This is a genomic window from Planktotalea sp., assembly GCF_049680325.1.
Lineage (GTDB): Bacteria > Pseudomonadota > Alphaproteobacteria > Rhodobacterales > Rhodobacteraceae > Planktotalea.
Genome location: NZ_JBAUHO010000059.1, coordinates 1 through 19,821 on the forward strand (window position 1 = coordinate 1; position 19,821 = coordinate 19,821).

At 55.6% G+C, this 19,821-nt stretch carries 25 protein-coding genes; 13 read left to right on the plus strand and 12 right to left on the minus strand.

The window, feature by feature from the left end; genetic code table 11:
* The 8 genes from WBC85_RS02390 to WBC85_RS02425 form a co-directional block, all read right to left on the minus strand.
* Nucleotides 1-355: FAD-dependent oxidoreductase (locus WBC85_RS02390; RefSeq protein WP_424433080.1), on the minus strand; the 355-nt coding region annotated here is incomplete at its 3' end.
* Nucleotides 352-744 (minus strand): rhodanese-like domain-containing protein, encoded by a 393-nt coding sequence (locus tag WBC85_RS02395; protein ID WP_424433081.1) that lies wholly within the window; start codon nucleotides 742-744, stop codon nucleotides 352-354. The genes WBC85_RS02390 and WBC85_RS02395, both read right to left, overlap by 4 nt.
* Before the next feature lie 10 nt (nucleotides 745-754).
* The gene (locus WBC85_RS02400) at nucleotides 755-1,933 is read right to left on the minus strand and encodes a CaiB/BaiF CoA transferase family protein (protein ID WP_424433082.1); all 1,179 of its coding nucleotides are present in this window, start codon (nucleotides 1,931-1,933) and stop codon (nucleotides 755-757) included.
* Nucleotides 1,933-3,084: an acyl-CoA dehydrogenase family protein gene (locus tag WBC85_RS02405; RefSeq protein ID WP_424433083.1), complete on the minus strand. Its 1,152-nt coding sequence runs from the start codon at nucleotides 3,082-3,084 to the stop codon at nucleotides 1,933-1,935. Before WBC85_RS02405 ends, WBC85_RS02400 begins: the two co-directional genes overlap by 1 nt.
* Nucleotides 3,081-3,938: an FAS1-like dehydratase domain-containing protein gene (locus WBC85_RS02410; RefSeq protein WP_424433084.1), complete on the minus strand. Its 858-nt coding sequence runs from the start codon at nucleotides 3,936-3,938 to the stop codon at nucleotides 3,081-3,083. The genes WBC85_RS02405 and WBC85_RS02410 overlap by 4 nt, the downstream gene beginning before the upstream one ends.
* A 9-nt stretch (nucleotides 3,939-3,947) precedes the next feature.
* Nucleotides 3,948-4,748, minus strand: a complete 801-nt coding sequence (locus WBC85_RS02415) for a metal ABC transporter permease (protein ID WP_424433085.1) — start codon at nucleotides 4,746-4,748, stop codon at nucleotides 3,948-3,950.
* Complete coding sequence (locus tag WBC85_RS02420) at nucleotides 4,748-5,491, minus strand: ATP-binding cassette domain-containing protein (RefSeq protein WP_424433086.1); 744 nt, start codon at nucleotides 5,489-5,491, stop codon at nucleotides 4,748-4,750. The genes WBC85_RS02415 and WBC85_RS02420 overlap by 1 nt, the downstream gene beginning before the upstream one ends.
* Entirely contained in the window at nucleotides 5,488-5,970 is a 483-nt protein-coding gene (locus WBC85_RS02425; protein ID WP_424433087.1) for a transcriptional repressor, read from the minus strand. Before WBC85_RS02425 ends, WBC85_RS02420 begins: the two co-directional genes overlap by 4 nt.
* A gap of 81 nt (nucleotides 5,971-6,051) precedes the next feature.
* On the opposite strand from WBC85_RS02425, the gene WBC85_RS02430 reads away from it, so the two are divergent.
* Nucleotides 6,052-6,981 (plus strand): zinc ABC transporter substrate-binding protein, encoded by a 930-nt coding sequence (locus WBC85_RS02430; RefSeq protein WP_424433088.1) that lies wholly within the window; start codon nucleotides 6,052-6,054, stop codon nucleotides 6,979-6,981.
* Here the strand turns inward: WBC85_RS02430 and WBC85_RS02435 are convergent.
* Nucleotides 6,978-7,934, minus strand: coding sequence for an L-malyl-CoA/beta-methylmalyl-CoA lyase (locus WBC85_RS02435; RefSeq protein WP_424433089.1), 957 nt, complete (start codon nucleotides 7,932-7,934; stop codon nucleotides 6,978-6,980). The two genes, WBC85_RS02430 and WBC85_RS02435, sit on opposite strands and share 4 nt — an antisense overlap.
* 298 nt (nucleotides 7,935-8,232) lie before the next feature.
* Between WBC85_RS02435 and dgcN the strand changes: the two genes are divergently transcribed.
* The 6 genes from dgcN to WBC85_RS02465 all read left to right on the plus strand — a co-directional run bounded on the left by dgcN (nucleotide 8,233) and on the right by WBC85_RS02465 (nucleotide 14,267).
* The gene (gene dgcN, locus WBC85_RS02440; RefSeq protein ID WP_424433090.1) at nucleotides 8,233-9,234 is read left to right on the plus strand and encodes an N-acetyltransferase DgcN; all 1,002 of its coding nucleotides are present in this window, start codon (nucleotides 8,233-8,235) and stop codon (nucleotides 9,232-9,234) included.
* A gap of 3 nt (nucleotides 9,235-9,237) precedes the next feature.
* Nucleotides 9,238-10,203: an N-acetyl-D-Glu racemase DgcA gene (gene dgcA, locus WBC85_RS02445; RefSeq protein WP_424433091.1), complete on the plus strand. Its 966-nt coding sequence runs from the start codon at nucleotides 9,238-9,240 to the stop codon at nucleotides 10,201-10,203.
* A gap of 4 nt (nucleotides 10,204-10,207) precedes the next feature.
* The gene (locus WBC85_RS02450; RefSeq protein WP_424433092.1) at nucleotides 10,208-11,047 is read left to right on the plus strand and encodes a hypothetical protein; all 840 of its coding nucleotides are present in this window, start codon (nucleotides 10,208-10,210) and stop codon (nucleotides 11,045-11,047) included.
* Between the two features lie 58 nt (nucleotides 11,048-11,105).
* The gene (locus WBC85_RS02455; protein WP_424433093.1) at nucleotides 11,106-11,966 is read left to right on the plus strand and encodes a D-amino-acid transaminase; all 861 of its coding nucleotides are present in this window, start codon (nucleotides 11,106-11,108) and stop codon (nucleotides 11,964-11,966) included.
* 230 nt (nucleotides 11,967-12,196) lie between these two features.
* The gene (locus tag WBC85_RS02460) at nucleotides 12,197-13,639 is read left to right on the plus strand and encodes an OmpA family protein (RefSeq protein ID WP_424433094.1); all 1,443 of its coding nucleotides are present in this window, start codon (nucleotides 12,197-12,199) and stop codon (nucleotides 13,637-13,639) included.
* Nucleotides 13,640-13,658: 19 nt separating this feature from the next.
* Nucleotides 13,659-14,267 carry a hypothetical protein gene (locus tag WBC85_RS02465; RefSeq protein ID WP_424433095.1) on the plus strand — a complete coding sequence of 203 codons (609 nt, stop codon included), beginning with the start codon at nucleotides 13,659-13,661 and terminating at the stop codon, nucleotides 14,265-14,267.
* A gap of 48 nt (nucleotides 14,268-14,315) precedes the next feature.
* On the opposite strand, the gene WBC85_RS02470 is transcribed toward WBC85_RS02465, so the two are convergent.
* Both WBC85_RS02470 and WBC85_RS02475 read right to left on the minus strand, forming a co-directional pair.
* Nucleotides 14,316-14,615, minus strand: coding sequence for a DUF1244 domain-containing protein (locus tag WBC85_RS02470; RefSeq protein WP_424433096.1), 300 nt, complete (start codon nucleotides 14,613-14,615; stop codon nucleotides 14,316-14,318).
* 22 nt (nucleotides 14,616-14,637) lie between these two features.
* Nucleotides 14,638-15,378 carry an N-formylglutamate amidohydrolase gene (locus WBC85_RS02475; RefSeq protein ID WP_424433097.1) on the minus strand — a complete coding sequence of 247 codons (741 nt, stop codon included), beginning with the start codon at nucleotides 15,376-15,378 and terminating at the stop codon, nucleotides 14,638-14,640.
* A gap of 130 nt (nucleotides 15,379-15,508) precedes the next feature.
* Here WBC85_RS02475 and pyk point away from each other — a divergent pair, with 130 nt between their 5' ends.
* From pyk to WBC85_RS02500, 5 genes are all read left to right on the plus strand, one after another.
* On the plus strand, nucleotides 15,509-16,954 hold the full coding sequence (gene pyk / locus WBC85_RS02480) for a pyruvate kinase (RefSeq protein ID WP_424433098.1): 1,446 nt from the start codon (nucleotides 15,509-15,511) through the stop codon (nucleotides 16,952-16,954).
* A gap of 39 nt (nucleotides 16,955-16,993) precedes the next feature.
* The gene (locus tag WBC85_RS02485) at nucleotides 16,994-17,218 is read left to right on the plus strand and encodes a hypothetical protein (protein ID WP_424433099.1); all 225 of its coding nucleotides are present in this window, start codon (nucleotides 16,994-16,996) and stop codon (nucleotides 17,216-17,218) included.
* A 117-nt stretch (nucleotides 17,219-17,335) separates the two neighbouring features.
* Complete coding sequence (gene rpmI, locus WBC85_RS02490) at nucleotides 17,336-17,536, plus strand: 50S ribosomal protein L35 (RefSeq protein ID WP_375264335.1); 201 nt, start codon at nucleotides 17,336-17,338, stop codon at nucleotides 17,534-17,536.
* Between the two features lie 13 nt (nucleotides 17,537-17,549).
* Entirely contained in the window at nucleotides 17,550-17,915 is a 366-nt protein-coding gene (gene rplT / locus WBC85_RS02495) for a 50S ribosomal protein L20 (protein WP_424433100.1), read from the plus strand.
* A 94-nt stretch (nucleotides 17,916-18,009) separates the two neighbouring features.
* Nucleotides 18,010-18,489 carry a GNAT family N-acetyltransferase gene (locus tag WBC85_RS02500; protein WP_424433101.1) on the plus strand — a complete coding sequence of 160 codons (480 nt, stop codon included), beginning with the start codon at nucleotides 18,010-18,012 and terminating at the stop codon, nucleotides 18,487-18,489.
* Here the strand turns inward: WBC85_RS02500 and WBC85_RS02505 are convergent.
* The gene (locus tag WBC85_RS02505; RefSeq protein WP_424433102.1) at nucleotides 18,486-18,731 is read right to left on the minus strand and encodes a hypothetical protein; all 246 of its coding nucleotides are present in this window, start codon (nucleotides 18,729-18,731) and stop codon (nucleotides 18,486-18,488) included. The genes WBC85_RS02500 and WBC85_RS02505 overlap by 4 nt on opposite strands.
* A gap of 217 nt (nucleotides 18,732-18,948) precedes the next feature.
* Here WBC85_RS02505 and pheS point away from each other — a divergent pair.
* Nucleotides 18,949-19,821, plus strand: an 873-nt coding sequence (pheS, locus tag WBC85_RS02510; protein WP_424433103.1) for a phenylalanine--tRNA ligase subunit alpha, incomplete at its 3' end; no start/stop codon positions are given.

The window sequence follows — 19,821 nt, forward strand, 5'->3', positions numbered from 1 at the left end:
TGCGTAGCACATCTGCGAAATGCGCGTGGTCGGCCAGATAAAGGTAGCCGTAGGTCTGGATATCCAGATCAGGCACACGTGCATCACCGCCCATGTAGGTTCGTAAGTTCTTTATGAAATCCGCACCGAATTGGGAGATGCGCACATTGAGTTCGTTAGAGAACTGCTGGCGAATACAGGAATTTGTGTGCGCAGTTGAGCAATTGGCGTAGCTGCTGTCCATCTCGACAACCAGTACCGAGCCATTGAAGTCGGGATTGTCGGTCAGGAACCACGCCGCTGATGACCCCATGATCGCGCCGCCGATAATGACGACGTCATAACTTGATTTCAAAGGGGGGCGGTATGCGCTCATTCAGGGAACTCCACGGGGCCGCCCTGCTTTTCCCAAGTGGAAAAGCCTTCGCGCAGATGCGCCGCTTCAAAGCCCATGTTTTGCAGCGTCTGCACCGTCAGGGCAGAACGCCAACCAGAGGCGCAGTGAAAGACGAAGGTTTTATCCTCGCCAAAGATCGGTTTGAAATAGGGGCTATCGGGGTCCACCCAAAACTCGATCATCCCGCGCGGCGCGTGGAAACTGCCCGGAATGTAGCCGCTGCGCTGGCGTTCGCGCACATCGCGGATATCAACGACCACGACATTGGGATCGCCCAGTTTGGCGATCAGATCGGGCGTTTCAATCTCGCGAATTTCTGCGCGGGCTTTCGCAACCATTTCAGTTGCCGTTGTCTTTAACTTTTTCATAGCGGTTTCCCTAAATCACACCGCGCTGGGCCAGCGCGTTGACCTCTTCATCATTCAATCCAAGCTCTTTCAGAATCGCTTTTGAATGCTGGCCGAGTTCGGGGATCGCGTCCATCCTCGGTTCAAGATCGCCCAAGCCGCCCGGCGGCAATAGTGCGGGCATCGGGCCCACGGGCGTGGCGACATCACGCCAGCGATCACGCGCGGCAAGCTGGGGGTGGTTCCAAAGCCCCTCCATATCGTTCATGCGCGCATTGGCGATGCCAGCGGCGGAAAGTTTGGCGATCATCTCTTCGGCGGTATAGGCGCGGAACTCCACAGCGATGATTGCCGTCAGATCAAGCTTGTTCGCGGCGCGGTCCGCATTCGTGGCAAAACGCGGATCATCCTTCATGCTCTCGGCCCCCAGAATGTCGCGGCAGAAAACGGCCCATTCCCGCTCGTTTTGCAGGCCCAGCATGACCTCTTTGCCGTCGCCCGTCGGGAAAGGTCCGTAAGGAAAGATAGTGGCATGTGCGGCACCCGCGCGCGCAGGGGGCGGCGCACCGTCGGTGGCATAATACATCGGGTAGCCGATCCATTCGGCCAGAGCCTCTAACATGGAAATGTTGATCTGGGTTCCCTCGCCGGTTTTTCCACGCTGGATCAGCGCGGCGAGGATATTGGAATAGGCGTACATGCCAGCGGCGATATCCGCGACAGAGATGCCCGCCTTGCTGGGTTGCGCGTCCGTGCCGGTGATCGACAGAAACCCCGCTTCGGCCTGCACCAAAAGATCATAGGCCTTGCGATCCGTTTCTGGTCCGTCAGGGCCGTAGCCGGAAATATTGCAGAGAATGAGGTTCGGGTGCGCCTTGTGTAACGCATCAAACCCAAGTCCCATGCGATCCGCCGCGCCTGGGGCGAGGTTTTGAACAAGCACATCGGCCCTTCCAATCAGGGCACGCAGCACGTCCATACCTTCGCTGGATTTCAGATCAAGCGTCAGGCTTTCTTTGGAACGGTTGGTCCATACGAAATGCGAGGACAGCCCGCGCGCGCGGGTGTCATAGCCGCGGGCGAAATCGCCGACACCCGGCCTTTCAATCTTGATAACCCGTGCGCCCAGATCGGCAAGCTGGCGCGTTGCGAAAGGGGCTGCAACCGCGTGTTCGAGCGCGACAACCGTGATCCCTTCCAAAGGCAGCATCAGAATGACCTCGGAAGGCCAAGCACATGCTCGGCCACATAAGACAAGATCAGATTGGTCGAAATGGGGGCCACCTGATAGAGCCGCGTTTCGCGGAACTTGCGCTCTACGTCATGCTCCGCCGCAAAGCCGAAACCGCCATGGAACTGGATACAGGCATTCGCCGCCTCCCAGCTGGCCTTGGCGGCAAGGTATTTCGCCATATTCGCCTCTGCCCCGCAGGGTGCGCCCGCGTCGAATAATTCGCACGCCCGAAAGCGCATGAGATTGGCCGCCTCAGTCTCGATATGCGCCTCTGCGATGGGAAATTGCACGCCCTGGTTCTGACCGATCGGGCGGCCAAAGACTTCGCGCGTCTTTGCATATTCCGTCACTTTGTCGATGAACCAATAGCCATCGCCAATACATTCCGCCGCGATTAGCGCGCGCTCTGCGTTAAGCCCGTCAAGAATGTATTTAAAGCCCATCCCCTCTTCGCCGATCAGGTTTTCGGCGGGGATTTCAAGGTTGTCGAAGAACAGCTCGTTGGTTTCGTGATTGACCATATTGGCGATGGGTTTGACCTCTAGCCCCTTGCCCACGGCCTCGCGCAGATCGACGATAAAGATCGACATGCCGCGCGATTTGCGGGTCACTTCGGCCAGCGGTGTGGTGCGCGCGAGCAGGATCATCAGATCGGAATGCTGCACGCGGGAGATCCAGACCTTTTGCCCGTTGATAACGTATTTATCACCACGCTTTTCAGCGCGGGTCTTGATCTTGGTGGTGTCTGTGCCTGTTGTCGGCTCTGTCACGCCCATGCTTTGCAAGCGCAGCTCACCCGCTGCGATCTTGGGCAAGTAATGTGCTTTTTGCGCGTCCGATCCATGACGCAGCAGCGTACCCATATTATACATCTGCCCGTGACACGCGCCGGAATTGCCACCAGAGCGGTTGATCTCTTCCATAATCACGCTGGCCTCTGTCAGCCCAAGGCCAGAGCCACCGTATTCTTCCGGGATCAGCGCCGCCATCCAGCCTGCTTTGGTCAGCGCATCGACAAACAATTCGGGATAGCCGCGCTCGGCGTCTATCTTGCGGTGATATTCAGGTGGGAACTGCGCACAAAGCGCGCGCACGGCGTCGCGGATGTCTTGATAGGGATCACTCATACACGGCCTTTCAAAGTTGCAGTGCCTTGCATCGCCAATGCGCCGTCGTGGCGTTTGATCCATAGCGCGATGGTTCCGTCGTCATTCGGCGCGCCATGGACTGAAAAACCCTGTGTATCGAACACAGGGGAGATCGCGCGAAATTCAAAGGCGCTTACCTCTGCATCCGGCATCTCGCGGCGTAGAAGATCGAGCATCAAAGTTGCCAGAAGCGGACCATGAACTATCAGTCCTTCATAGCCCTCGGTGTTGATGCAGAATGGGTGGTCGTAGTGAATGCGATGGCCGTTAAAGGTCAGCGCTGAATAGCGAAACAGTAAGACAGGATCGGGTGAAATGGACCGCTCGAAGGTGGACGTTTCTGGTGCTTTGGGGGGCATTGAAACGGGGGTGCCTTTTGCAGGCGCAGCACGGTAGACGATGTCGTGCTCTTCGCTGATGCATTGCGTATCGCCGTCCCAGATTTCGTGAAGGACCGTCACAAAAACCAGATCACCGCTGCGACCAGCTTTGTGGGAGACGCTTTTGACGCTAGAGCGTTTCAACAAGTCACGCCCGATTTTCATTGGCGCAAGAAACCGCAATCGACTACCTGCCCACATGCGGCGTGGCAATGGGACAGGCGGCAGGAAAGACCCAAGTGCGGCGTGCCCGTCATAGCCACTGTCTTTCAACTTGTGCAGCGCTAGAAAATACATCCAGTGCCACAGCGGGGGCAGGACTTCGCCAACCACATATTCAGCATCATCGCGGTCCAGCGTCGCGGCCAGTGCATTGGATGGAAACGCAGCGATCTTGTCGCGTTTTTCTTCGCTACGCCCTTCCCAACTGCGCAAATGCTCAATGTCGATCATCGTTTTGCCTTATGCTGCATTTCGCAACAGATTGAGCAGACTGCCGCCAGCAAAGCAAGCCGCGGCAAGGCATACGATCGTCGGCCCTGTAGGGGTGTCAAAGGCAAATGCGAGCTGTAGCCCACCGATAGCCGAGAATGCTCCGATGCCTGCGGCCAAGAGCGCCATACGTTCTGGCGTGGAGGAGAACCCTCGCGCTGCTGCCGCCGGGATAATCAACAGGGCAGCAATCAACAAGACACCGACAACCTTGATCGCGACAGCTACCACAAGGGCCAGCGCGATGGTTAACACCATCTGTTCGCGCCTTGGATTTATCCCGGCCGCGTGGGCCAGATCGGAGCTCAGCGTTGCGGTCAACAAGGCAGACCAGCGCCACCAGAGCAGCGCAAGTACCAGCGCCGCGCCGATCCAGATCACCAGCAGGTCTATTTGGCTGACTGCAAGAATATCGCCAAATAAATAGGCCATGAGATCAATCCGCACCCCCTGCAACAGCGACACTGCCACAAGGCCGATGGCCAGCGCGGAATGGGCCATTACGCCAAGCAACGTATCCATAGCATAACCGCGTCCCGACAGCACAGAGACGGCCCAACCCATCAACAAAGCTACAATCAGAACGCCCGCAAAGATCGACGTGGAAAAGGCCAGCGCCATAGCCACACCGAGGATTGATGCATGTGCCGTTGCCTCGCCAAAATAAGCCATGCGTCGCCAAACCACGAAGCACCCCAACGGCGCGGCGGCCAGGGCGACGCCCAGCCCCGCGAGGGCGGCGCGCACGAGAAAACTGTCAAACAAGTCCATCAGGCGTCCTCGTCGGTATGATCGTGATCGTGAGCATGGTGATGATGGTCATGATCGTGTCGGTAAAGCGCAAGTGCGCCCTGGGTGCCAGAGCCAAACAAGGCGCGGTATTCCGGCGCGCTTGCCACGACCTCTGGCGCACCTTCGCAGCAGACGTGGCCGTTAAGGCAAATCACCCGGTCAGATGCCGCCATGACGACATGTAACTCATGGCTAACCATCAAAACAGCACAGCCAAGCGAACTGCGCAGCGTTTCGATCTGGCGATAGAAAGAGGCCGACCCGGGTTGATCCAGCCCTTGTGTGGCTTCATCCAGTATCAGCAGATCGGGTTTCCCAAGCAGAGCACGTGCAAGCAAGACGCGCTGGAACTGACCGCCCGATAAGTCGGCCATTTGCTTGTCTGCCAAAGCACCCGCACCAGCCTGCTCCAACGCTTCATGTTTCGCTTGAGCCGTTTGTCTTGTCGGGAGCGAAAGAAATCGCGCAACGCTCATTGGCAGCGTAGGATCAATATGCAGTTTTTGCGGAACATAGCCGATACGCAATGTCGGTTTACGAACTATTGTACCACTGAATGTTTCGACAGCGCCAATCAGGGCGCGCAGCAACGTGGATTTCCCTGACCCGTTCGGCCCGACAATCGTTAAGATCTCGCCCTCAGAGATTTCGAGGGTGACGTTTTGCAGCACAGTGTTTTTACCATGGCGCACCGATAGCCCTTTTGCGCTAATCAAACTCATGTGTTGCACTCGTCGGCGCAGTTTCCACAGACGCCTTCTGCCTCTACGACAGCGCGTTCAATTTGAAATCCCGCCAGTTTGGCGCTGGAGCCAAGTGCGCCGCGTGCAGGCTGCGTTTGTGCTTCGGCGACCATGTCGCATTTGCGGCAAATCAAAAACGCCGGCGCGTGGATTTCTCCTGGATGGGCGCAAGCAACAAAGGCGTTCAGGCGTTCGATTTTATGTGCAAAGCCATGGCTAACCAGAAAATCTAAGGCGCGATAGGCGACAGGTGGCTGCGAACCAAGTCCCTCTGCGCGCAGCCTATCGAGAATATCATAAGCCCCAAACGCACGGTGCTCGGCAAGCAGCATTTCCAGAACGCGCTTGCGCACGGGCGTTAATTGCAGGCCATCCGCCTTACACTGCGCTTCGATCTGGGCGAGGTTGCCTGAAATACAATGGGCATGGTCGTGGTTTGAAAATCCAATAGGGTCCATTTTATTCCCGCTCGCGTCTTGACGTTATGTGTTATGATATAACATATACATTTCGATACAGTCAATTATCAGAGATAGCCGATGCCAAAACTAATCACCACATTCATATTCTCGCTTGCCGCAACCACTGCAATGGCGGAAGCGCCGCGCGTCGTGGCTGATATCGCTCCTGTGCATTCGCTTGCGGCGCAGTTAATGCAGGGCGTAGGTGAACCTTTTCTACTTATAGAACCTACCGCATCACCGCATTCCTACGCACTGCGCCCCTCGCAAGCGGCAAGTTTAGAAAGCGCGGATCTCGTGCTTCTGACAAGTTCGGCATTGACCCCGTGGTTGACCCCTTCGGTCGAAAAGCTTGCGAAAGACGCAATCAAGATCGAGTTGATGGCGCTTGAAGGTGCGCACCACCTTGAATCCCGAGGGAGCCATAATCACGGCGAAGACCACGTTGATGATCACGATCAAGATCATGCCGATGAACATGCCGATGAGCATCAGCTCGACCCTCACGGATGGCTCGCAATCGATAATGCGCAACTTTGGTTAAATGCGATTTCAACGAGCTTGATCGAAATGGATCCCGAGAATGCAGCACTTTATCGTGCAAACGCCACTAAGGCGATGCAGGAACTGGAAAGTGTTTCAGCAACGATTCAAGCCAAGATGGAGCCAGTGAAGGCAGCGCACTACATGGGGCTTCATGATGCATTCCAGTATTTTGACCACCGCTTCGGCCCTGAATTTGCGGGCTCGATCAAGCTCGGTGATGCAACAGCACCCAGCCCGTCGCGCGTTGCGAATGCGCAAAATGAGATGCGAGAGCACAGCGTGCGCTGCGTATTCAAAGAGCCGCAGCAAAATGATCGCCTTGTTCAGGTTGTGATTGAAGGAACGAATGCGAAAATGGGTCAGCTTGATGCAATCGGGGCCACGCTTTCGCCCGGCCCCGATCTTTATTCCGAATTGTTAATCGGTATAGCCGAAAGCTTTTCCGACTGTTTGGCAGATTAACCGCCCATCATTTCAGAGCTGCGTACAATAACTTCGGCCTGCTTGATGGATGCAATGTCCACCAAGCGGCCTTTGTACACTGTTGCACCTTCGCCATTTGCCTTGGCTGTTTCCATTGCCGCAAGAATTTCGCGTGCTTCGGCAACGGCTTCGGCAGAGGGTGTGAACACCTCGTTCGCAAGCGCGATCTGCTTTGGGTGGATGGCCCATTTGCCGACCATGCCCAAAGTCGCAGAGCGACGCGCCTGCGCAACGAAACCTTCATCATCCGAGAAATCGCCGAACGGTCCGTCGACAGGCAGAACGCCATGCGTGCGGCAGGCTGCGACAATCGCCGCTTGTGCCCAGTGCCAGGGGTCTGACCAATGCTTTTCACCGTCGCGATACATGTAGTAGTTTTCCTGCGTGCCGCCGATGCCTGTCGTCGCCATGCCCATTGATGCGGCGAAGTCCGCGGCGCCAAGGCTCATTGCTTGCAGGCGGGGCGAAGACGCTGCGATCTCTTCCACATGTGCGATGCCCGCCGCGCTTTCGATGATGACTTCAAAAGAAATAGGCTTGCTGCGACCCTTGGCCGTTTCGATTGCCGTGACCAAAGCGTCCACTGCATAGATGTCCGCCGCGCAGCCCACTTTCGGGATCATGATCTGGTCGAGGCGATCGCCTGCCTGTTCCAAGAGATCAACTACATCGCGATACCAATAAGGCGTATCAAGGCCATTGATGCGCACAGAAAGCGTCTTGGTGCCCCAGTCGATATCACTGATTGCTTTGATGATGTTCGCGCGGGCGCTGTCCTTGTCTGATGGCGCGACGCTATCCTCCAGGTCCAGATTGATTACGTCTGCTGCGCTTGCCGCCATCTTTTCAAAGATAGCAGGGCGCGAGCCGGGGCCAAAGAGCTGGCAACGATTGGGGCGAGCAACAGGAGTGGGTTGAATGCGGAAGCTCATGGCAAACCTTTCGAGTAATTAAATTACGTTTTGATCGGCTTTAGGGTTATTTCGTTGCGGAGGGCTGCGCAAGCAGATTTTCTGCGCTTGCATTGCTTTGTGCCGCATTGCAGAGATGCCCGCCCTGACTGGTGATTTCATGTGGATTGGCGGGATTGTTCGCAAGAACATTCGATCAAATACGAAAAAGGTCGAATATTATTCGACATTTTCCTTAATTTTGCGCGAAATAGAAAGGTTTTCCCTTGTAGCCCGCACCAAACTCGGCGTTGAAACGATAGATTCTGAGGGGACCATCATGATCGAAACACCTTATCTGCTATTCTTGGGCGATGCCCCCGACCAGCTCTCTGCGAAAGTGGCACAGGGCATTAAAGATTGGCGCCCTGAAAGCTCGGTTGGCCAGTTGCGTTTGCCCGGTTGTGGTGCGGACGTTGGTTTGAGCGACATGACGTTGGCAGAAGCGAAGGATGCAGGTGCCAAGACTTTGGTGATCGGCGTTGCCAACCGCGGTGGCATCATCAGCCAAGCCTGGAAAAACGTTCTGATCGAAGCGCTGGAAATGGGTTATGATCTGGCATCTGGCCTGCACAACCTGCTGCGCGACGAAGGTGATCTGGTTGCCGCCGCGCAAATGCATGGCGGAACACTGCATGACGTGCGTGTTCCAACCGTCGGCTACCCGATTGCAAATGGTATCAAACGCAGCGGCAAGCGGTGCCTTGCTGTCGGAACGGATTGTTCTGTAGGGAAAATGTACACTGCATTAGCCATGGACGCTGAAATGCAGAAACGCGGTTTGAAATCCACGTTCCGCGCGACAGGTCAGACAGGCATCTTGATTACAGGCCACGGTGTTCCGCTGGATGCGGTTATTGCCGACTTTATGGCCGGCGCTGTTGAGTATTTGACGCCTGACAATGACGAAGATCACTGGGATATGATTGAAGGGCAGGGCAGCCTGTTCCATGTTTCATATTCCGGCGTAACAATGGCGTTGATTCACGGTGGTCAACCTGATGCGTTGATCCTGTGCCATGAGCCAACGCGCACCCACATGCGGGGTTTGCCGACCTTTACACCGCCCTCGCTAGAGACATTGCGCGATACGGCGTTGCCTTTGGCACAGGTAGGCAATCCGGACTGTAAGGTCGTTGGAATTTCTGTGAACACCCAGCACATGAGCGAAACGGATGCTGTGGCCTACCTGAAAGATCTGGAAGAACGCATGGGCCTGCCTGCGGTTGATCCTTATCGCCACGGCGCTGAGCGTTTGGTCGATGCTTTGGCGGATATCTAAGGCATGCAGATTGATGTGACGCATGATGTGTTCAAGCTCGCGCAGGTCTTCACGATCTCGCGCGGGTCACGCACCGAAGCCAAGGTCCTAACCGTTCGCTTGAATGATGGCGTGCAAACAGGGTGGGGCGAATGTGTCCCTTATGCGCGCTATGATGAAACGCTTGAAAGTGTCGAGGAACAGATACGCGGATTGCCGAACGATGTGACGCGCGCCGCGCTTTATGATCTGCTTGAGCCGGGTGCAGCACGCAATGCAGTAGACTGCGCGCTTTGGGATTTGGAAGCCAAGCGCGCAGGCAAACGGGTTTGGGACCTTGCTGGCCTGCCAGCGCCCAAGGCCGAAATTACAGCCTATACATTGTCATTGGCCACGCCCGACGCCATGCAAAAACAAGCGCGTGAAAACGCCTTTCGACCACTGCTGAAGATCAAGCTTGGCACGCCTGATGACATGCCACGCCTTGAAGCCGTGCGTCGCGGCGCGCCCAAATCGCGCATTATCATTGACGCGAATGAGGGCTGGTCCGCCGATGTCTACGCCGAACTGGCCCCGCATTTGGTTGGCCTTGGCGTTGAACTGGTTGAACAGCCGCTGCCTGCGGGTGCGGATGATGCCTTGCGCGAGATTGAGCGCCCCTTGCCTGTTTGCGCTGACGAGTCCTGCCATGACCGCGCCAGCCTGCCCAAATTGAAGGGCAAGTATGATGTGGTAAACATCAAGCTGGACAAAACGGGCGGCTTGACCGAGGCGCTTGCATTGAAAGAGGCCGCGTTGGCGGAAGGCTATCAAGTGATGGTCGGATGCATGGTCGGCTCATCGCTTGCGATGGCCCCTGCTACCTTGCTTGCGCAGGGGGCGATGGTGACGGACCTTGATGGCCCACTTTTGCTGGCAGAAGATCGCGAAACACCACTTCACTTTGATGAAAAAGGGGTGCACCCTCCCAAGCCTGACTTGTGGGGATAGAAAGATGCAGCCAAGAAGCACCGCGATAAGGACGTACCTGTGCCGACGTGCGCTGCTTTGCCTCGTAAGTGTTACGCTGTTTAGCAAGCCGGCCCTGGCCGAAGACTGGAAAGTCACGCTTACGGCCGAGCAGAACCAGAAGTTCCAGGAGATGAAAAACAAGCCGGCGCGCTCGGTTTTCGCGCTATCCCCTGATAGCGCTTGGGGACGGACTTGGGGCTACAAAAGTCTGGATGATGCCAAAGAGCGTGCACTGGCCTTTTGCCGCGAGAACCTGAGACGCGGTCATCGCGATTGTTTGGTGTTTGCGGTGGATGGCAAGGTCGTGGCGAAGCCCGTCGTTCCCACAAAGGTGGTTCAGAACCTCTATAAACCTGTGAATGGTCGAAAGGCCGCCGCGTTTTTCGGCGTGAAAGGCATTTCGTTCCAGGGAAACCCAAGCGCAGCAAAAGCCCAATGGGACGCCCTACAGCGCGATCCAAATAAAATTGCCAGTTTCACTGTTAACAAATCGCTTGGACGACAGCTTTTGGGCACCAGCCTTGTTACAGACAAAAAACCAAGCTTCTCTGTCGCGTTAAGCAAGTTTGGTGCCCGCCAAGCGCTCCAGGCGGATAGCGGGGTGCTTGCGATAAATTACCCTGATTGGAGCGTTACAAACGAAGGGTTGCTGTGCATGTCTGGCGGTGCTTGGGAAAGTACTGGCAAACAGGTCGGGACGAAATGTTTGATTCTGGAAAGTATTGACAACGGCCTTGTCCGCTTTGACTGGGCGAGCCGCAACTCATCCTTTAGGAAGGGCGCGATTGTTGCTGGTGACGCGGGTCGTGCGTCGGCGAAATAGATAGCAGGGATTGCCCGAAACGGGCCTGCTGGAAGATAAAGAGAAAAGGAGCTGCGTGATGCGCACCGTATATGTGAACGGGGAATACCTACCCGAGAATGAAGCCAAAGTGTCAATTTTTGACCGCGGGTTCCTTATGGCTGATGGCGTTTATGAAGTGACGTCGGTTCTAGGCGGCAAACTGATTGACTTTGAAGGGCATGCGGTCCGTTTGGAGCGGTCCTTGAGCGAACTCGACATGCGCACGCCGATCACTAAAGAGGATTTGTTGGAAGTTCACCGTGAATTGGTGCGTCTCAACGGCATCGACGAAGGCATGATCTATTTGCAAATCACCCGCGGTGCGCCTGATGATCGTGATTTTGTTTTCCCTGACCCCGACACAACGCCTTCGACAATCGTTTTGTTCACACAGAACAAACCGGGCCTTGCTAATTCGCCCGCCGCGAAGGTCGGCATGAAGGTGATCTCGATTGAAGATGTCCGTTGGGGACGCCGTGACATCAAAACCGTTCAATTGCTCTACCCTTCAATGGGCAAGATGATGGCCAAGAAGGCTGGCGTAGATGATGCGTGGATGGTCGAGGACGGCTTTGTCACCGAGGGCACCTCGAACAATGCCTACATCGTCAAAGGCAACAAGATCATCACCCGTGGGTTGTCGAATGATATTTTGCACGGGATCACCCGCGCCGCAGTTTTGCGTTTCGCGAAAGAGGCGCAGATGGAAGTGGAAGAGCGCAACTTTACGATCGCCGAAGCGATGGAAGCGGATGAAGCCTTTATCACCTCTGCATCAACTTTTGTCATGCCCGTCGTGGAAATAGATGGGGCTCAGCTTGGCGATGGTAAACCGGGCCGCGTCGCGCCGCGTCTTCGTGAAATCTATCTCGAAGAAAGCATTAAAAAGGCGATCTAACGGACGACGGCCTTCGTAGAAAAACAGATATATCTGCTGCAATGCTCACGGCTTCCGTGAGCATTGTCGTTTTGTGGCGTTGCGTGTGCAATTTTCTTAGCCGCAATTGGCCGATGCGTTGCTGTTTTTGTGCGAAGTGCCGCTTACCCGGGAGATTTCCCCTTGCTTGCTTTGCTGCAACCGACTGTATGCGCTTAATATGAGTGCAGTTGAAATGTGAGGGCAGGGCGATGCGGAAACTCTTAGGTGGAATTCTACTTGCGGCAGGCGTCGCAGGTTTAGGCTACTGGGGCGCGAAGGATCATGCCCTGGACATGCAAGCGGCGATTTCTTCGCGCGCAATCGAGGCCGTTTCTGGCGCGGTCCATGGCGTGCAAACTGAAATAAATGGCCGCGACATCCGCGTCACGGGCCTTGCAGACAACGAAGCAGAGCGCGAAACATTGATCGCAGCATTGAACGAGGTGCAAGGCAGGCGCGTCGTTGTTGATGATCTGGACGTTTTGCCAGTCGCCGATCCCTTCACAATCGCGGCAAGCCGCAAAGCAGGGGCAACGCTTGTTCAAGGCAATGTTCCGTCAGAATCCGCACGCGCGGCACTGGCCCAGAATGGCATTAGTGGAGCGGAAGGGCTGACGTTGGCATCAGGCGCGCCTGCGCAATGGCAAAGCGCAATCGGCTCAGGCTTGGCAACACTGTCACAAATGGACGAAGGTTCGGTGTCTCTTACAGGTGATACGCTGCGTTTGACCGGTCTGGTTGATACACCAGATATGCGCGACGCTTTGATTGCCTCTCTTACGCTGCCGGACGGGTATCGTTTGGAAAATGACATCGAAACCCGCGATGACGGTAAGCCAATTGCGTATAACGTGACCTATGATGCCGCGAGCGGCGCTAAGGTCGATGGCAAACTTCCCAAAGGCCTTGATCTTGCTCAGATCGGAGAGGCGCTGGGCCTGAAATCCGTCACGGGAAATCCGACGAACGGTATCAAGGGCGAGGCGGGCGATGCTCTTGGTCTGTTGAGCAAGCTTAAAGGCTGGTTGCCAGAGCTTCAAACAGCGACGTTTTCAACGTCTGAAGCAGGATCAAGCGTGAAAGCGGTCGCTGATGCTGGGGTCAACGCCGCGCTGGTTCAAGGTGGGCTTAGCCAAGATCTGGGCGATGCCGTACAGTTGGCAATTACACCGCTTCCGACCGCTCCGCAGAATGGGCAAACACGCACCAACGCAGCGACCGGTGCGCGCGAACGCTTTGAATTCGGTGCCTGGTTGCCAGTCATGGATTTCGCGCCATCACTCGACAATTGCGCTGCGCAAACGGAAAAGCTTTTGGCAAATACGAAGATCAACTTTCTGAGCGGATCAGCAGACCTTGGCCCCCGCTCTGTGCGGGCGATCAATGCGATGGCCGCTGTCTTGGGGCGCTGCATGCGCGGGGCTAACCTGGCCGCAGAACTTGGCGGACACACCGACGATACGGGCTCTGGTAACTATGAACTAAGCGCGGCGCGTGCTTTGGCCGTGCTCGAAGCGATGGTCGCGCGCGGTGTCCCGAGAGAGTCGATGTCCGCAATCGGATATGGGCCAAGCAAACCAATCGCAGACAATGCAACAGAAGCAGGTCGCGCGTTGAATCGAAGAACAACAGTGCGCTGGGCGCAGCAGTAGAGAGTGGAAGGATAGAACTATGTTTCGTGAATGGGGTTTTTTAATCAGTGAAATGATCGTGCTGATTGTTCTTGCTGCTCTATTGGGCTTGCTAGTCGGCTGGCTGATTTGGGGCCGTCGCAGCACCCAAGTTGTGGACACATCGCAAACAGATCGCTTGCGCCGTGATCTTCAGGCATGCCAGGCGTTGCAGGCGGAAAAGAGTGCCGAGATTTCAGCGTTGCAAGGGCAGATCGCAAGCGCAACAACCGCACCAGCGGCAGCGCTTTCAGAGGTTTCAGCCAGCGACGGTGATGGTGTCGATTATGATGGCGACGGTGTGATTGAGGGAGAAGCCGAAGGCGTGAAACCTGTAACGCTTTCAGAGGCGCGTGATGGCAAGGCGGATGATCTCAAGCAGATCAAAGGGATTGGGCCAAAGCTGGAAAAACTATGCAACTCGCTCGGGATTTACCACTTCGATCAAATTGCAGGCTGGAGCGCGGATGAAGAAGCGTGGGTCAACGCCAATCTAGAAGGTTTCAAAGGCCGTGTGAGCCGCGATCAGTGGATTGCACAGGCCAAGGTTTTGGCCGCGGGCGGAGAAACTGAATTCTCCAAGCGCGTCGAAGGCGGCGACGTTTACTAACGACATATGAATGCACTTTGCGGCTATCGTCGCAAAGTGCTCTAAAAGCTAGGTCGCTTGCTTGTGGGAAACCTCAAAGGCGGCCTTTTGCACGTCTGATGCCTCGGTTTGAAATTGCGCGCGCCATGCATTGTATGGCATGCCATAGAACGCCTCGCGCCCCTCGTCCTTGCTCATTTCGATACCGCGCTCGTTCGCGGCCTCTTGATACCAGCGTGACAGGCAGTTTCTGCAAAATCCTGTCAGGTTCATCATGTCGATATTCTGAACATCTGTTCGCGTGGCCAGATGATCGCGCAATCTGCGAAAGGCGGCAGCTTCGAGTTCAAGTTGCGTTTGTGCGTCCATGGTGGGGCTCCTGTTCGATTCTCTAAAGATTGGTACGTTCCAACGCCGTTTCAAGCAGGGGGGCAAGGCGCGCGGCCCAAGCATTTTGCTGCTCGGGCGTTTCGATCAGATCATTTCGCAGCTCGATCAACACATTTAGATGTCCATTTGCCAAGGCGTGCCGATCAACCGCATCTCCGGGCAGATGGCCGAGATAGGGTTCGTTGTCCCCGACTGTCAGATCGCCTTGCTCGCAAAGTACATCAAGCAAAGGGCGCGCCAGACGGTCGTCATGGGCATAGAGAACACCGATTTCCCAAGGCCGCTTCGGGCGTCCTTGCAACTGCGGTGTGAAGGAGTGAATGGATAGCAACACGGGATCTGCGCGGCGCTGCATCAGCGTGCCAAGCGCATTGTGATAGGGGTGGTAGCACGCCTCTAACCTTTGAGAGAGCTCTGCCGCACCTGCGTGTCGATTGGCAGGAATGATCGTGCCATCATAAAGCTTCATCAAAAGCGTCGGGTCATCGATGCCGCGATTAGGATCGATCACCAAACGAGAGAAGTTCGAGCAGATAACAGGCCCGTTCAGCAATTCACCAAGCGCCCGCGCAAGGCCTTCAGCACCGATATCATAGGCGATATGTCGGTCCATATGCTGCGGATCCAAACCAAGATCGCCGGCATTCACAAAATCTGGCACCGTATTTGCAGCATGATCGCTCGTGACTGTCCATCTGCTGGTGCGATCTGTTCCGTATTCAAAGTAAGGCTGGTATGTCACACATCTGTTTCCTAGTTTGACTAAGCAATAGGCCAGTTGCCGAGCAAATGGAAATACGCAATAAGCGGAATAAATTGTTACCGCTAACATTTGCTGGTAAGCTAAAGCCGAAAGATATGAGGAATAAGATATGAGACGTGAGCGTAGTGTAAAAATCGTGGCGACGCTGGGACCAGCTTCGAGCGATTACACGATGATCAGAGCCCTGCACGAAGCAGGGGCCGACGTGTTCCGTTTGAATATGAGCCACGGCAGCCACGAAAAAATCGGCGAGCTGCATGCGATCATTCGCAAAGTCGAAGCAGACCTGGATAGCCCGATCGGCATTCTTGCAGACCTTCAAGGTCCAAAGCTGCGTGTCGGGGAGTTTGCGAACGGGTCTGAAGAGCTGCTTGAAGGCGCAAAATTCCGTCTTGATCTGGACGAAACAGCCGGCAGTCTCACACGGGTTCGCTTGCCGCACCCAGAAATTTTTGCAGCTTTGCAGCCCGGTGCCTCTTTGTTGGTGAATGACGGTAAGATTCGTTTGAAAGTCGAAGACTGCGGTCCCGATTTTGCAAATTGCGAAGTTGTGATCGGCGGCACAATTTCTAACCGCAAGGGCGTAAACGTTCCCGATGTTGTGCTGCCTTTGGCTGCACTGTCGGAAAAAGATTTGGCCGATCTGGAATTTGTCTGCGAGTTGGGTGTCGATTGGCTTGCGCTTTCCTTCGTTCAACGCGCCAAGGATGTCTGGGATGCGCGTGATCTGGTCAAAGGACGCGCTGCTGTCCTTTCTAAGATCGAAAAGCCATCGGCTGTGACCAGCTTTGACGAAATCCTTGATGCGTCCGACGGTATTATGGTCGCGCGCGGCGATCTTGGTGTCGAACTGCCTGTGCAGAACGTCCCACCGATTCAAAAGCGCCTTATCCGCAAGTGTCGTGCAGCAGCAAAGCCGGTGATTGTTGCGACGCAAATGCTGGAATCAATGATTGAAAGCCCGATGCCAACACGCGCCGAAGTGTCGGATGTAGCGACAGCGATCTATGAAGGTGCTGACGCCATCATGCTGAGCGCGGAAAGTGCGGCGGGCGATTATCCGATCGAGGCCGTAACAACGATGAACAATGTCGCGATCGAGGTCGAAAGCGATCCGACTTACACCGAGATCATTGAATCCTCTCGGGTTGCCAAGCGAACAACTGTTGCAGATGGCATCGTAGCGGCCGCGCGTGAAATTGCGGAAACAACCGAGATCAAGGCGATCTGTTGCTTTACACAAAGCGGCATGACTGCTTTGCTAACTGCGCGTGAACGTCCGCGTGTCCCGATTATCGCGATGACCTCATTAACGCGCACCGCGCGCCGCCTTGCGCTTACTTGGGGCACTTACTGTGTGAAAACAGACGAACTTGAACGCTTCAAAAGCGCTGTTGTTTCGGCTGCGCGCGCCGCCCGAGCCAGCGGGCTTGCAACGGAAAAAGATCAGATTGTTGTCACTGCGGGCGTCCCTTTCAACATTCCGGGCACAACGAACATCCTCAGGGTTGCACCATGCGAGGAAAGATTGATTTACGCTTCTGATCCCGAGTAACGTCCCGCTCACATCACGCAGTGAGTTGGGGAATGTTACATGAGTTATGATTTGGCATTGGTTTTGGGGCTGGTGATAGCGGGTTTTTCAATTCCCGCTATCGTGTCAGCTTTCTCTGACAATCGAACGCCGCGCGCCGCTGCAATTACTGTCATGTTAGGTGGCGGGTTGATCGTATGGGCGGTGATGGGGAAACCTGGGGGCTACACGCTCGATCAGATCCCCGAGATCTTCGTTAAAGTCACACGTGATTTGATCGGTTAAAGTTATCTCTTGCGGAATCTCCGGGCCTGTCCTAAACGGCCCTTTCCAACCCGTGCGTCCGGCTCAAGTGGCATGCCGAGCGCGCACGTTTCTACCGACCCTAAAGAGGAGACGGAAATGCCCAAGATGAAGACAAAGTCGAGCTGCAAAAAGCGGTTCAAAACAACGGCCAGTGGCCGCGTGGTCGCAGCTCAAGCCGGCAAACAGCACGGCATGATTAAGCGCACGAACAAGTTCCTTCGCAATGCACGTGGTACAACCACACTCGCGGCTGCTGACGAGAAAATCGTCAAGTCGATGATGCCCTACGCTCGCTAAGGAGATTTGAGAGATGTCACGCGTTAAAGGTGGTACAGTAACCCACGCCCGTCACCGTAAAGTCGTCAAAGCAGCTAAAGGCTACTATGGACGTCGTAAAAATACATTCAAAGTCGCAGCACAGGCCGTTGATAAAGCGAACCAGTACGCAACACGCGACCGCAAGAACCGCAAGCGCAACTTCCGCGCATTGTGGATCCAGCGTATCAACGCCGCAGTTCGCAGCCACGACGAAGCGCTGACATACAGCCGCTTCATCAATGGTCTGATGCTTGCAGGTATCGAAGTTGACCGTAAGGTTCTCGCCGATCTCGCAGTAAACGAGCCGGAAGCGTTCAGCGCAGTTGTTGACCAAGCGAAAGCAGCATTGGCTGCCTAAGCGATTACGCTTTGAAGAATTAGAACAAGGCCCCGACCTACTGGTTGGGGCCTTTTTCGTTGTTTCTATGGTGCGCGCTGGGTAGCGTGTCCAAATGGATGTCGAAATCAATGATATGGTGCTGGAACAAGTGCCACATGTCGCGCAGCTTTGGCATCACGGTTGGATCGACGGACATGCAAAGGTCGTGCCAGCCGAACTGACCAAACTGCGCACTTTGCACAGCTTTCAATTCCGCTCGAAGGAAAACCAGCCGTACACGCGCGTCGCGATGCAAGGCGATGATCTCCTTGGCTTCATCATGATTAAAGGTGATGAAGTCTATCAAATGTACGTTGGCCCCACCGCGCGCGGCACAGGCGTAGCGCAGCGCTTGATGCAAGAGGGTGAAATTCGCATTCGTGCAACAGGGCATGCCAAATCTTGGCTGGCCTGCGCTGTCGGAAACGAGCGCGCGGCGCGGTTCTATAGCAAAATGGGATGGATCAACGTGGGGGTAGAGACAGTGGAGCTCGACACGTTAGACGCCCCGTTTCCACTGCCTGTTTGGCGATTTGAAAAAGCGCTGGCCTAGCCCCTTAAGATGCTTGCGCAGGCAGCTGTCGCATTGCGCCCGCCAATGTGATGCGGGTTCAAGATCAGCATCCATTGCACGGGTTGACCCGGCGCTTGGGTGCGGCTGTAAGAACACCCGTTCGGCGCGGTGTACCATTGACCGTTTTGCGCGAACTGGGGGTTCGGATTATAAAGCGTTTCTTGCGCAGTCGCGGCAGTGAACGTCAAGGAAAGTGCAGTGGCAACGATAAGGGCTTTCATGGTCAGTCTCCTATTGGGATGGCCCAGCAGCGGGCCTTGTCCCCATTAGGGCGCTGAAATCAGGGACGCCGCATGGCGCAAAAGTGGCGAGACTGCGCAGAAAACCCATCATTTTATTAAACTGGACTAGCAACCACGCCCCTCTCGCTTGCGCGCAGGGGGGCAAGCGGGTAACTCACACCCAACAGTTTGCACGCAGGTTTGTACGGGGCCCGTCATGGATGATCTAAGAGATAAATACGTTGAGCTTATTGCCGCCGCGAGCGATGAAAGCACGCTAGAAGATCTGCGTGTGCAGGCCGTCGGCAAGAAAGGCGAGATCAGCCTTCAAATGCGCGAGCTTGGAAAGATGTCGGCTGAGGAACGTCAACTCGCTGGGCCTAAGTTGAACGCGCTGAAGGACGAAATTAATTCGGCGCTGGCTGCAAAGAAGGTCGCCCTTGCAGATGCCGCTTTGGACGAGCGTCTGCGCGGCGAATGGCTTGATGTGACCTTGCCTGCGCGGCAGCGCCGCGAAGGGACGATCCACCCGATCAGCCAAGTGACCGATGAGGTCATCACGATCCTTGCCGATCTCGGTTTTGCCGTTGCGGAAGGTCCGCAGATCGAGAGCGATTGGTATAACTTCGACGCTTTGAACATCCCCGGCCACCACCCTGCGCGCGCGGAGATGGACACGTTTTACACGCACCGCGCCGAGGGTGATAATCGCCCGCCGCATGTTCTGCGCACGCACACATCGCCCGTTCAAATCCGCCATATGGAAAAGCACGGCGCGCCCTGCCGCATTATCTGCCCGGGCCGTGTGTATCGCGCCGATTACGACCAGACCCACACGCCGATGTTCAATCAGGTCGAGGGTCTTGCGATTGGCAAGGACGTGTCCATGGCGAACCTCAAATGGACGCTTGAGGAATTCTTTTCCGCCTTCTTCGGCAAGGACGTGAAAACCCGTTTCCGCGCCTCGCATTTCCCGTTCACGGAACCTTCCGCCGAGGTGGACATTCAGTGTTCTTGGGAAAACGGCTCTGTCAAAGTGGGCGAGGGCGATGATTGGCTCGAAGTGCTCGGCTCTGGCATGGTGCACCCG